General features: G+C 52.8%; 8 protein-coding genes. 1 reads left to right on the top strand and 7 read right to left on the bottom strand.

Annotated elements, in window-relative coordinates; all coding sequences use genetic code 11:
• The 6 genes from LI114_RS04930 to LI114_RS04905 form a co-directional block, all read right to left on the bottom strand.
• A complete protein-coding gene (locus tag LI114_RS04930; protein ID WP_022126988.1) occupies positions 1 to 945 on the bottom strand; it encodes a type I phosphomannose isomerase catalytic subunit in 945 nt (314 codons plus the stop codon).
• Between the two features lie 211 nt (positions 946 to 1,156).
• The gene (locus LI114_RS04925; protein WP_022126989.1) at positions 1,157 to 2,569 is read right to left on the bottom strand and encodes a glycogen synthase; all 1,413 of its coding nucleotides are present in this window, start codon (positions 2,567 to 2,569) and stop codon (positions 1,157 to 1,159) included.
• Between the two features lie 40 nt (positions 2,570 to 2,609).
• Complete coding sequence (gene glgD / locus LI114_RS04920) at positions 2,610 to 3,737, bottom strand: glucose-1-phosphate adenylyltransferase subunit GlgD (protein ID WP_227219707.1); 1,128 nt, start codon at positions 3,735 to 3,737, stop codon at positions 2,610 to 2,612.
• Positions 3,738 to 3,753: 16 nt separating this feature from the next.
• Positions 3,754 to 4,956 carry a glucose-1-phosphate adenylyltransferase gene (locus LI114_RS04915; protein WP_227219706.1) on the bottom strand — a complete coding sequence of 401 codons (1,203 nt, stop codon included), beginning with the start codon at positions 4,954 to 4,956 and terminating at the stop codon, positions 3,754 to 3,756.
• A 73-nt stretch (positions 4,957 to 5,029) separates the two neighbouring features.
• Entirely contained in the window at positions 5,030 to 7,105 is a 2,076-nt protein-coding gene (gene glgB / locus LI114_RS04910) for a 1,4-alpha-glucan branching protein GlgB (RefSeq protein WP_227219705.1), read from the bottom strand.
• 222 nt (positions 7,106 to 7,327) lie between these two features.
• Positions 7,328 to 9,595, bottom strand: coding sequence for a SpoIIE family protein phosphatase (locus tag LI114_RS04905; protein ID WP_227219704.1), 2,268 nt, complete (start codon positions 9,593 to 9,595; stop codon positions 7,328 to 7,330).
• 247 nt (positions 9,596 to 9,842) lie between these two features.
• Here LI114_RS04905 and LI114_RS04900 point away from each other — a divergent pair, with 247 nt between their 5' ends.
• Complete coding sequence (locus LI114_RS04900) at positions 9,843 to 10,880, top strand: hypothetical protein (protein WP_227219703.1); 1,038 nt, start codon at positions 9,843 to 9,845, stop codon at positions 10,878 to 10,880.
• Positions 10,881 to 10,962: 82 nt separating this feature from the next.
• On the opposite strand, the gene recG is transcribed toward LI114_RS04900, so the two are convergent.
• Entirely contained in the window at positions 10,963 to 12,999 is a 2,037-nt protein-coding gene (gene recG, locus LI114_RS04895; RefSeq protein ID WP_227219702.1) for an ATP-dependent DNA helicase RecG, read from the bottom strand.
• Positions 13,000 to 13,103 lie beyond the last annotated feature (104 nt).

Below are 13,103 nucleotides of genomic sequence, written 5' to 3'. Positions count from 1 at the left end.
TCAAACTTTGGTGAGCACCGCTTTGCAGCAGCCCTCTACCGCATATTCTCCCGTACCTGCGCTTACGAAAACGCTGTCGCCCTTAGCAGCTTTCACGCCGCCTATCGTGCACTCGCCCTCGAGCACAAGAATGCTGTTGAAAGACTTTTCGTCCGCGTTTAGCTTAGCGCTGCCGTTGATGTCGAGCGCGTATGTAGTGAAGTAATCGCAGGAAGCGAGCAGCTTGCCGGTGTAGCCCTCGAATTTTTCAACAGGCGTATCGGGATACTGCTGCGCGGGCGCGAGCTTAGTAACGTCCTTAGCCTTTTCAACGTGCAGCTCTCTGGGCTTGCCGTCTTTGCCCACTCTGCCGTAATCGTAAATACGGTAGGTGGTGTTGGAATTCTGCTGTATCTCGGCTATGAGTATGCCCTTGCCGATAGCGTGAAGAGTGCCCGCCTGAATGAAGAAAACGTCGCCCTTCTTTACGGGAACAGCGTTGGTAACTTCCAGCAGGGTGTTATCGGCGATGCGTCTTGCAAATTCGTCCTTGCTTATCTCGTGCTTAAAGCCGTAAAGCAGGGTAGCGCCGGGGTCTGCGTCTACAACGTACCACATCTCTGTCTTGCCGTACTCGCCCTCTACGCGCATAGCGTACTCGTTATCGGGGTGCACCTGCACTGAAAGATTATCCTTAGCGTCGATGAGCTTTATCAGTATCGGAAAATTCTCAAACTTTTCGCAGTCGCTGCCCAGCACCTTTTTGCCGTGCTTTTCGATGTACTGCTCGAGGGTAAGGCCTTTGTCCTCGCCGTCCGCCACGGTAGAAGCGCCGTCTTTATGGCAGGAAAGCTCCCAGCTCTCAGCCACCTTATCGTAATCGCACTTTTTGCCGTACTCGTCGCGAAGTCTTGTGCCGCCCCATATATAGTCCTTAAATGCAGGCTCTAGTTTAAAAATAGCCATCTGAAATATCATATCCTTTCGTTCAAGTATTCTAAATTGAATATGCAACAATTTTAATATGTCGCATTTAATTTCAGTTAATTTTATTATACCATATCGCCAAATGAGTGTCAAGAGTTTTGCAGCAATTTCGGTCATTTTGCGCAAATGAAAAAGGCGGTGCCGAAGCGAAAATGCCCGGCGCCGCCAGTTTTCTGATAGATGAAATAAATCAGTGAATATCTTTGTAAAGTCCGATGTAGAGCTTGGCCGAACGCTTCCAGCTAAAGTCCTCGCGCATAGCGTGTCCTACCAGCGCGTTCCATCTTTCCTTGTTGTCGTATGCTACTCTTGCGCGCGTTACTGCGTCGAGCATATCGTTGGCATTATAGGTCTTGAATGTAAAGCCGTTGCCGTTCTCGCCGCCCGCGTCCTTGATAGAGTCGCGCAGACCGCCGGTTTCTCTTACTATCGGTATAGTGCCGTATCTCAGCGAGATCATCTGTGCAAGTCCGCAAGGCTCGCTCTGAGAGGGCATGAGGAACATATCCGCGCCCGCATAAATGCGCTTCGAGAGCGGGGGCACGAAGCCGATGGTAACGCCTACTCTGTCGGGATAGCGGTAAGCCATCTCGCGGAAGAAATCTTCGTAGATCTTCTCGCCCGAGCCGAGTATGGTGAACTTACAGCCGAGGCGTACCATGTCCTCAAAAACGTATTTCACGAGGTCAAGACCCTTGTGGCTTACAAATCTGGTAACTATGCCTATTACAGGCTCGTCGCCCTTTGCCAGACCAAACTCCTCCAGCAGCTTTTCCTTGCAGATCTTCTTGCCGCCGCGGTTCATGTAGGAGTAGTGTACGGGAATGTTCGGGTCGGTCTCAGGATTGTAAACGTCCTGATCTATACCGTTGAGGAATCCGCAGAGCTTGTACTGCTTCTTCACAAGTATCCTGTCCAGACCGTAGGAATACCAGGGGTCGAGTATCTCCCAAGCGTAGCTGGGCGAAACGGTGGTCACCTTGTCGGCGCACTCGATAGCCGCCTTCATAAAGTTTACGTCGCCGTCGTACTCCAGCAGGTCGGTGTGGTATAGGGGTATGCCCATGAGGTCGTTTATGATCTCCAGACCGTATCTGCCCTGATACTGTATATTGTGAATGGTAAATACCGTCTTGATATCCTCATAGCCGCCCTGATAGCGGTAGAAAATATCGTAGTAAACGGGAACGAGGGCTGTCTGCCAGTCGTTAGCGTTGATCACCTGCGGCTTGAAGTCGATGTATCTCAGCAGCTCGAGTACCGCGCGCGAGAAGAATATGTATCTCTCAGCGTCGTCGTAAAAGCCGTAAAGACCGTTTCTTGCGAAGTAGTATTCGTTATCAAGCAGGTAATATGTAACGCCGTTTACCACCGCGGTGAATACGCCGCAGTACTGGTTTCTCCATGCAACAGGCACGGTGAAATTGGTGAGGTAGCTGCACTTATCTTTCAGCTCCTGCTTTATTTGTCCGTAGTAGGGTATTACCACGCGGCAGTCGTTGCCCTCTTCATTGATAGCGCGGGGCAGCGAGCCTGCTACGTCTGCAAGTCCGCCCGAAGCTATAAAGGGCAGAGCCTCGCTGGCTGTATATAAAATATTCAATGTTTCGTACCTTCTTTCGTTATGTGGCTGAAAAGGTTTTTTAAACGCCTGCGCCCTTTGCAACGTACATCGGGTATGTAGGCGCGCTGGTGAGTATGTGGCCGCTGCCGATGGTAACGTTCTTATCGGTGATAAGGTAGTTGCACTCAGCTCCGTCGCCTACTACCGTGCCCTGCATCAGTATGCAGTTTCTTACTCTTGCGTTCTTGCCTATCTTTACTCCGCGGAAGATAACAGAGTTCTCAACTTCGCCCTCGATTATGCAGCCGTCTGCGATAAGGGAGTTCTTTACCGAGCAGTTGAGGTCGTACTTAGCGGGAGCGTTGTCGCTTACCTTGGTGTAGATAGAGCGCTTAGGCAGGTAAAGCTGCGAAGCGTTCGCGGGGTCGAGCAGCTCCATATTTGCCTTGAAGTAAGAGTTCACGCTGGTTATCTTAGAGAAGTAGTTGTTGTACTCGTAAGCCTGAATGTTCAGCTCGCCGCACTTAGCCTGAAGCACGTCGGTCTCAAAGCTTACCTGTCCGCGCGCGATAAGGTCTGTTACCAACTCGATGAGGAAGTCTTTCTTCATCACGAAAACGTTAAGGCTGGTGGTGCAGGTGCCGCTGATGTCGGGGCGAATGAGCACGCTCTGTACCTTGCCGTTTTCATCGGTATTGAGCACGGTGGACATCTTTATATCATCATTTGAATACTGACCGGTGTGAGCCACGATGGTTATATCAGCGCCGCTCTCTGCATGTCGCTCTACTATCGGCTTGTAGTCGATGTTGGTAACTACGTCGCAGTCAGACATTACGACGTATTCGCACATAGAGTGGCGAATGAAGCTCATAGCGCCGTTGAGCGCCTCAATTCTGCCCGTGTAGAGCGAAGCGCCTGCGTTGCCGAAAGGCGGGAGTATGTAAAGACCGCCCTTTTTGCGCGCGAGATCCCACTCTCTTGCCGAGCCGAGGTGGTCGAGCAGCGACTGGTAGTTATCCTTAGTGATTACGCCTACTGCGTTTATACCGCTGTTTACCATATTGGAAAGCGGAAAATCGATCAAGCGGTATCTGCCTCCGAAAAGTACAGATCCCATAGTTCTGTTTTTAGTCAGATCTCCTACGGTCATATCGTGCATATTGGCGAAAACAAGACCGAGGACATTACCCATATTTACACTCATTGCAGATCTTCCTTCCTTACATATCTTCGTAAATGATAGCCTTGGGTGCTACGGCAGCGCCGTCTGAGATGTTCAGCTTATGGCCTACTACTGCTACGCCCCAGGTGTCCTTATCCTCTATCGTTTCAGGTCTTGCGCCTATCTGCGCGTTCTCGCCTATAACGGAGTCTTCACCTACTATCGCGTACTCTACGTGCGCGCCCTTCTTTACTACGCAGCCGGGCATCAGTATAGAGTCGTAGATAACTGCGCCCTCTTCTACGGTAACGCCCTCAGAGATCATCGAAAATTCTACCGAGCCGTCGATCACGCAGCCCTCGGTCACCATAGAGTTCTGCACGCTGGCGTTTTTGCCGATGCTCTGCGGAGGCAGCACGGGGTTTCTCGAGTAGATCTTCCAGCTCTGGTCGTAAAGGTCGATGGGGATATTGGGGTTGATAAGATCCATGTTGGCTTCCCAAAGAGAGTCGATAGTTCCTACGTCCTTCCAGTAGCCGTCGAAGCGGTAAGCTACCAGCTTTTCGCCTGCTTCTCTCATATCGGGGATTATGTTCTTTCCGAAGTCCTTGCTGGCTTCCTTATCGTTTTCGTTTGCGATGAGGTAAGCGCGCAGCTTTTTCCATGTGAATATGTAGATACCCATAGAAGCGAGGGTAGAGCGCGGGTTCTTCGGCTTTTCCTCAAAGTCTATGATGTTGTCCTCATCGTCGGTTATCATGATGCCGAAGCGCGAAGCCTCTTCCTTAGGCACGTCGAGTACCGCGATGGTGGCGTCCGCGCCCTTTTCCTTGTGGAAAGAGAGCATCTTGTTGTAATCCATCTTGTAGATATGGTCGCCCGAGAGGATTATAACGTACTCAGGGTCGTATCTTTCGATGAAGCCGATATTCTGATAAATAGCGTTAGCAGTGCCCGAATACCAGTCTGCGCCCGAAGCCTTCTGGTACGGGGGCAGAACGTGTACTCCGCCGTGGATCCTATCGAGGTCCCAAGGCTGGCCGTTTCCGATGTACTCGTTGAGCACAAGGGGCTGGTACTGAGTAAGCACGCCTACGGTATCTATGCCCGAGTTGATGCAGTTTGAAAGCGGAAAGTCGATTATACGATACTTTGCACCGAAAGGCACCGCGGGCTTAGCCACGGTCTGCGTCAGTGCGTACAAGCGGCTTCCCTGTCCGCCTGCGAGCAGCATTGCTACGCATTCTTTTTTGTTGAACATAATAATTCACCCACCAATTTCTTAAATATTGTTCATCTATCTATCAATGGCAGTTTTGTCTGCCGCTGATGTCTTATTTTTTATCCGCCGCGCTCTTTTTCGCTGCGGGCTTTGTGCTTTTAGCCGTTTTAGAGGTCTTAGTCGTCTTAGCCGCAGATTTCTCAGCCTTAGCAGTCTTGGTCGTCTTAGCCGTCTTTGTGCTCTTCGCAGTTTTAGCGGTCTTAGGCTTAGCCGCCGACTTTTTCTTCTTCGGCTCGTCCTTCTTCACGGTAAAGTACAAGCAGCCGTATGCGGGAATATCTATACATATAGAATGTTCCAGACCGTGCATAGGTACGGGCTTTGAATGTACCGTGCCGTTGGTAAGCGGCGCGCCGTCCTCAGAGGTACAGTTGAGCACCTCAGTGTATTCGCCGTCGTAGGGCACGCCGAAGCAGTAGCTTGTGCGCGCTACGGGCACGAAGTTGCAGACGATTATTACCTCGTTTCCGCTCTTATCAAATCTGCGGAAGATTATTATGCTCTGGCGGTAATCGTCGTTAGAGATCCACGAGAAGCCCTCCCATGTGAAGTCGCGCTCCCAAAGCGCAGGAGTGTCTTTGTAGAAATTATTCAGCCTGCGGATATATTTCTGATAATTCCTATGGCTGTCATATTCCTCTATCATGAACCATTCCAGACCGTTTTCGTAATCCCACTCTCTGAACTGCGCGAACTCGCTGCCCATGAAAAGCAGCTTCTTTCCGGGGTGCGCCATCATGTAAGCCATGAAAAGGCGCGCCTGCGCGAACTTCATATCGGCATCTCCGCCGAACATTTTGTTTATCAGTGAAGCCTTGCCGTGAACTACCTCGTCGTGCGAGATAGGCAGTATGTAATTTTCAGAGAATGCGTAGAAGAACGAGAACGTAAGCATATCGTGGTGAAACGCTCTGTGTATCGGGTCGAGCTGCATATATTTCAGCATATCGTTCATCCAGCCCATGTTCCACTTGAAGTTAAAGCCCAGTCCGCCGTCCGAAACAGGCTTGGTCACCATCGGCCATGCGGTAGATTCCTCAGCTATCATCAGCGTGTGCGGGTCTTTTGCGAAGACCGCTTCGTTCAGCTTGTGGAAAAATTCTATCGCTTCGAGATTCTCATGACCGCCGAATTCGTTAGGCGTCCACTCGCCGTCGCGTCTGTCGTAATCGAGATACAGCATAGAAGCCACAGCGTCTACTCTAAGACCGTCGATATGGTATTTTTCGAGCCAGTACAGCGCGTTAGAAATAAGGAAGCTGCGCACTTCGGGTCTGCCGTAATCGAAAACGCGCGTGCCCCATGCTAAGTGGTCGCGTTTTTTCGGGTCGGCGTACTCGTATGAAGCCGAGCCGTCAAATTCAAAAAGGCCTGCCTCGTCGCGCGGGAAATGCGCAGGCACCCAGTCGAGTATAACTGCTATGCCCGCCGCGTGGAAGAGGTCTACCATCATCATGAAATCCTTAGGCGTGCCGAAGCGCGAGGTCGGGGCGTAGTAGCCTATTCCCTGATAGCCCCAGGAGCCGTCGAAAGGATATTCCGCCAGCGGCATGAACTCTATATGCGTATAGCCCATATCCAGCATATACGGTATTATCTCGCGTGCAAAATCTGTGTAGCTGTAATACTTGCCGGTTTCGCAGGTCTTCCATGAATTGAGGTGCACCTCGTAGATATTCATGGGACTGTTGTAAATATCTTTCTTTTTCTTCTCGGCGAGATATTTCTTATCGCTCCAGAGGTAGTCATCTATATCAAACACCTTCGACACCGTTTCGGGCGCTACGCCCATATGCGTGCCGTAGGGGTCGGCTTTCATTCTGGTAACTCCGTCGCAGCCTGTAACTGCGTATTTGTAAGAATCAAAAGTTTTCAGACCTGTAACGAATACTTCCCATACGCCCGTATCGCCCAGCTGCTCCATTCGATTCGCCTCAGCGTTCCAGTTATTGAAATCGCCCACCAGCGAAACGCCCTGAGCCTTAGCCGCCCATACTCTGAAAACTCTTCCTTCTGCGCCTTCCCTCTTGCAGGGGTGCGAACCGAAGAAATCGTAAGCGGTATGCAGCGAGCCTTCGTGAAAAAGATACAGCGGCAGCTCGTATTCCTTAGGTATATTCAGAGCCATTTGATCCGATCCTCCTTTTATATATCAAGTCGGGACGAATCCATTTGCTGCGGCGGTGCGGTCATGCTGGTCGCGCGTATGAATTGCCCTATGTATATTTTAACCGATTTTAAACAAAAAAGCAATAGTTTTAGTTATACTTTTCAGTTTCGTACATATTTCAACCCTCGCCGTTGTGCAAGTTGACGAATTTTTTTACACAATATTTATGGAATGTGAATTTCACATACAAACCCTTTCTTTTTTATACGAGATCTTTACGACCGCGACTGTTATATCGTCGCTTTTTACCCCGCAGGAAGCCGCCGTGCAGAGCGAGCCTATGCTGTAAGCGAGGTCGTCGGCTTCGGTGCGGGTATCCTCAGCCAGCTCGCTGAAGCGCATGAGCGTTTTTTCGGGCGCGCCGTCTGACGCCAGCAGAAGTACATCGCCGTCGAAAAGCTTGCATGACGAAACGTTCGGGTCGCAGCTAGGCAGTATGCCCGCGGGGAAAGAGTCGCAGTCGATCTTCACCATGCTGCCGTCGCGGCAGAGGTATGCGGGCGCTGCGCCCGATTTGAGAAACTCAGCCCTGCCCGAAAAGAGGTCGAGCCGCAGGAAATCGAGCGTGGCAAAGCTCTCTTCCCAATCTTTTACCCGCATCACGGAATTTATCATGCGCTGGGCAGTGGACATTGAAAGCCCCGAGCGCAGCATATGCGCCGCTAAGTTCACTGACATCGCCGAATCGAGCCGCGCGCGCTTGCCCGAGCCCATGCCGTCTGAAAGCAGCACATACCGCTCCCCCGCCGAGCAATCCACCGTTTCGAGCGTATCGCCCGAACAGCATGAGCCGCTGCCGAGCGCCGTATAGCAGCCGAATTCAGCCTTGAAAGGCGGCGTTTCGTCAAACTCCAGCTTGGTTATCCTATCGGCAGAAGTCACGCCGGGCAGGTCAAGATCACAGTCGAGCGCGCGGCAAAGTCCCGCCGTTATCTGCAAAGCGTCTTTCTCAAATTTTCCTGTGAGGTATATCTCGGCGTGGCGGCAGCAGTTCTCATCAGTGTAAACGCAGGCGCGCACGCCCTTAAATCCCTGCCGTTCGAAATAGCTCTTCGCCGCGGCGGAAAGGCGCGCGTCCACCTCGCGGCGGCGGGACAGACGGCATGAGAGGTCGCCGAGAATATCGGTCATAGAGCCTAACTGCTCCTGCAAAAATCCGCGCATCTCTTTCAGCCGAACCGCCTCGGCACGGTCGGCAAGCTGCTCTTCGCGGCAGCGTGTAATGATTTCGGGAAGCTCGGCGGCGCGCACACAACCCACCGCTTCGGGCAGTTCTCCGCGGCAGTAACTCAGCATATTGTTCATGCAGCCGTTCCTGCGGCACTCGTCGCAAAGCCGGCAGCGGCGGCAGGCGGCTTCGGCAACGCGGTCTTCCAGCGTTATGCTTTCCGAGCGGTTCTCCACCGTATGCGATACCGCCGCGAGCTTGTCCCGAATATCGTTTATCGTCATAGAGGCAAAAGCCAGCCGCGATGAAGCGGTCTGTCCCGCCGTGTCAGACGGGCTGTTCAATATAACAAAGCGCGACATAAGCGTGTACGGCAGCGAGCGCGGCATAGCGGCGAATATCACCGAGCCTGCGATTATATCGGCGAGCATATGGAAAGTATCGCTGTTCAGCCCCGCGGCGGCAAGGGCGGCACTTGCGGAGATCATGAACGAGAGCGCGGCGGCAACGCAGCCGAGTTCGCAGAAAGCCGAGCAGATAAGCCCTGCGGCGGCGAGCAGCATAGTGTTCACCGAAAGCGCAGAGCTGCAAAGCGTTACCGAAACGGCGGTGAGCGCGCCCATAACCGCACCGCCCGCAGCCCTGCGCTTTTTCGCCGCGGCGGGTATGGCTGCGCAGGCGCACACTCTGCCAATGTTGAAAATACCTATCTGACATGAAGAGAGGGTGGCTATCGCGGCTATGTAGAGCATGGCGCAGTAGACGGCGGTCAGCCCGCAAAGGCGCACAGGTTCGCCGCTGCGCGCACGCTCGATAACGAAAGCCGCGGCGTACACCACGCAGGCGCACATCAGCGAGCTGATAATACGCATGGAAACGAGGAAACCATCGGGGCTGACGGCGCTGCTTACCCCGCTGAGCAAAAGCGTTACGGCGGCGGTGAAGAGCGAAAGGCGTATCGGGTCGCCGTTTTTAGAGTAGGCGGGGAAAAAGAAATTTACGGCGGAGCACACGGCTATCGCGGCTATCTGTATAGCCGACTCCGCAAGCCTGCCCTGCACGGAGTATGAGAGCAGCGCGCCAATGAATGCCGCGGGGCTGAACCTGCCCGCGATAACGGCGCAGGCGACATTCATAAAGCTTGGAAAGCCCACCATATTTCCGAACGAGGCGAGAAAGCAGACCCCTGCCGCGGCGGCGCACCTCAGCAGGAAAGAGCGGGCGGAGCGCGGCGCTGCATCGTCGCAGACAGCCGCTTGTTTTGACTTGAATTTGAGCATGACCTTACACTTCCTTAGAATTAAAATACTGTAACTTGTGAAACAAAGCTTGGTAATTTAATTATATAATGCCCCGAGCGAAAAAAATGTCGTATCATTGTTGACATAATGTGATATGTGTGGTATTATGAATAAAGTGTTTTCGGACAAAAACCGTCAAGTGTGATTTGCATTGACGGTGAATATCTGTTATAATAAATGTAAGCGATAAAAAAACCGTTCCGTTTTTTCAGGAGGTATCCGAACCGTGGAATTTGGCTTTAATAATGATAAGATAACAAAAGCTCTTATACGAACAACTATAAAAAAAGCGCTGGCAGACGTTCAGCGCGACCCTAAGCGCAGCGTTAGAAATCTGGTAGATCTGGGGCTGAATTTTGCCGACGGCAGCAATCAGCAGTATTTTTTGCAGATAACCCAGTCGTATCTTTCAAGCGACAACAGCGCCTATTTCCGCTTGGCTGAAAATATAGTCAACGAGATAGACCACGAAAAGCTCGCCGCTTACGGTATAGATTTCGGCTATAACGGCTGCACATACGGCGCACGCAAGATCCGCGAAAATCAAGCGCGGCTGGGTTGCCATATACCTTTCCTCCTCGCTTTCAACGTAAGTTCCGCGCCCGACGCGCTGACGGTAGAGGACATCTCAAAGACCATTCGTCAGGGCATGGAGCTGGGCATATACATCTACGTTCTGATATGCTCGAGCGATAATTACCCCGACCTGCTTGATATGGCGGAGCAGTTCAGCGAGTGCGCATTCGTGTACTTCGTCAACCCCCGCCGCCTTACGCGAGAAGTGATAAGCCGCACCAGTGAGCTGAACAATCTTGTTACCTCTGTACGCTTCGACCCCAGCACCGACCTCAGCCGCGAAAAGGTAGCGGAGATGCGCGCGGCGGGCTGCATAACCTGCCTGCATTACGAGTACGGCCCAAATAATCTCAACCAAATACTCTCCGGCAGCGCGGTGGACGAAATGGCTGAAACGGGCGCGATAGCCGCTATACTTTACGCCCCGCCGTGGGTGGACAAAGCGGCGCAGAAACTTGTTTTCGACTACAAGACCGAAACTGTGCGCAGCCAGCAGTACCCTATATTCATGTTTGAAGCCAAGAGCGACATCGACCATATAGAGCATATGTTTTCAAACGCCGAGTGTCTAGTAGTGTTCACCGACGGCGGCAAGGCGGGCTACACCGCCGAGCAGAAGCCGCTTACCGGCGTAGACCTGCGCAGCAATTCGCTGATAGAGATACTCAAAGCTATAAAGCTCGACTGATAAAAATAACTAAAGCGCATGACTTTTTCGCAAGCCATGCGCTTTTTTGTGCTGTAATTTATATCGTCAGATCATCAGGTCATTAGGTCATCTCTGCGCCGCGCTGCATCAGCCGCTGAGTAAGTTCGCGCATTATGCGGTGGTCGGCGCGCTTTAGCTGCGGGTCGCTCTCGATTATGCTCTTCGACATCTGCTGAGCGGTCTGAAGAAGCTGCATATCGCGCGTTAGGTCGGCGAGCTTGAATGCGGGCAGACCGTGCTGGTGAGTGCCGAAAAAGTCGCCGGGGCCGCGCAGCTTCAAGTCCTCTTCAGCTATCTTAAAGCCGTCTGAGGTCCTGCTGATTATTTTCATTCGCTGCACACATTCTGGCGAGGTGTTGTCGGTTATCAGTATGCAGAAAGACTCCCACTCGCCTCTGCCGACTCTGCCGCGAAGCTGGTGAAGCTGCGAAAGCCCGAACCTATCGGCGTTCTCTATCACCATAACGGCAGCATTTGGCACGTCTACGCCTACCTCTACCACCGTAGTTGCGACAAGCAGGTCTATCTCGCCGCGCTTAAAGCCGTTCATTACCTCTTCCTTCTCCGCCGCCGACATCCTGCCGTGCAGCAAGCCGACTTTGTAATCAGCGAACGCCCCCTGCGCGAGCTTTTGCGAATAGCTTGTAACGTCGTTCAAGTCGCTCTCGCTCTCGTCTATCATCGGGCATACGACGTAGCCCTGCCGCCCCATCTCCAGCTGTTTTTTTACGAAGCCGAAAGCCCGCTCGCGCATTTTGCCCGTAACGGCGTAGGTCGAGATAGGCTTTCTGCCCGCGGGCAGCTCGTTTATCACGGAAATATCGAGGTCGCCGTAAAGTATCAGCGCGAGGGTGCGGGGTATAGGCGTAGCGCTCATTACAAGGCGGTGGGGATTGCGCCCCTTAGCCGAAAGCGCCGCGCGCTGTTCCACGCCGAAGCGGTGCTGCTCGTCGGTGATGACAAGCGCTAGATCGCTGAAATGGGTGCTCTCGGAGAAAAGCGCGTGTGTGCCGACTATCACGTCAAATTCGCCCGCGGCTATCTGCTCTTTCAGCACGCGCTTATTTTTCGGCGTAAGCGAACCTGTCAGCAGCGCCACCCTTACGCCGAGCGGCTCCAGCAGGCTCTTAAAAGTCTTGTAATGCTGCGCCGCGAGTATCTCGGTAGGCGCCATAACGCATGACTGGTAGCCGTTTTTGTAAGCGAACCACGCCGCGCCCGCCGCTACTACCGTCTTTCCGCAGCCTACGTCGCCCTGTATCAGCCTGTTCATGCGATGAGCGCCGCGCATAGCCACCGTGCAGTCGTTAAGCGAGCGAAGCTGCGTTTTTGTAAGCGTGAAAGGCAGCGCCGAGGTAAATTCCTCCAGCGGCTGAGCCTGCATAATGTAATTCGAGTCAGAATCTTCGTTCTGCCGCTGATAGGCTATCGCCAGCGAATGTATCAGCAGTTCGTCAAATATCAGCCGCCTGCGGGCTTCGTGAGCACCGTAAAGGCTTTTCGGAAAATGTATGTTTTCCCAAGCGCAGGCTAAGCTGCACATACGGCAGCTGTCGCGCACATACTGCGGCATTATGTCCTCCACCTCGCCTAGCACCAGATCGAGCGCGCCGCGGACTGCTTTGCGGATAATGTTCTGCGAAAGCCCCTCGGTAAGCGGGTAAACGGGCAGGATAAGGTCGGGAGATGCAGCGGAAAACACCATCGGCGAATTCATCTCGCGGCGCACCATATTGCCCGCCACCTTGCCGTAAAGTATGTAGTCCTCGCCCTCTTTCAGGCTCGCAAAAAGGTACTCCTGATTATAGAGGGTGACGGTAATATCATCAGTATCGTCGGTAAATACGGCTTTGCAGACCGTCAGCCCCTTGCGTATGCGGGCGGGCGGCATTTTTTTCACAACACGCGCGCGTATCACAAGCGGGTCTTCGCCCTGCGCGTTTTTTATCTCGCACGGCGCTGATAAGTCGATATAGTCGCGCGGGCAATATTGCAGCAGGTCGTAAACGGTGGATACTCCCACCTTTTCAAAAAGCTCGGCGCGCTTTGGCCCTACCCCTTTCACATACACCACGCTGCGTTCAAGTATCTGCTGCATGATATTTCAAAACCTGCCTTTCCACGAAACGTAATACAAAAGCGGCAGACCCCCGCGCAGGACTTCCCGCCTGCCAAAAGTCTGCCGCTCGCTTTATGCCATAT

Origin of the sequence: Ruminococcus sp. 210702-SL.1.03 (genome assembly GCF_020559915.1) — a bacterium.
Classification (GTDB): Bacteria; Bacillota; Clostridia; order Oscillospirales; family Ruminococcaceae; genus YE71.
This window is presented reverse-complemented; position numbering and strand designations above follow the sequence as displayed.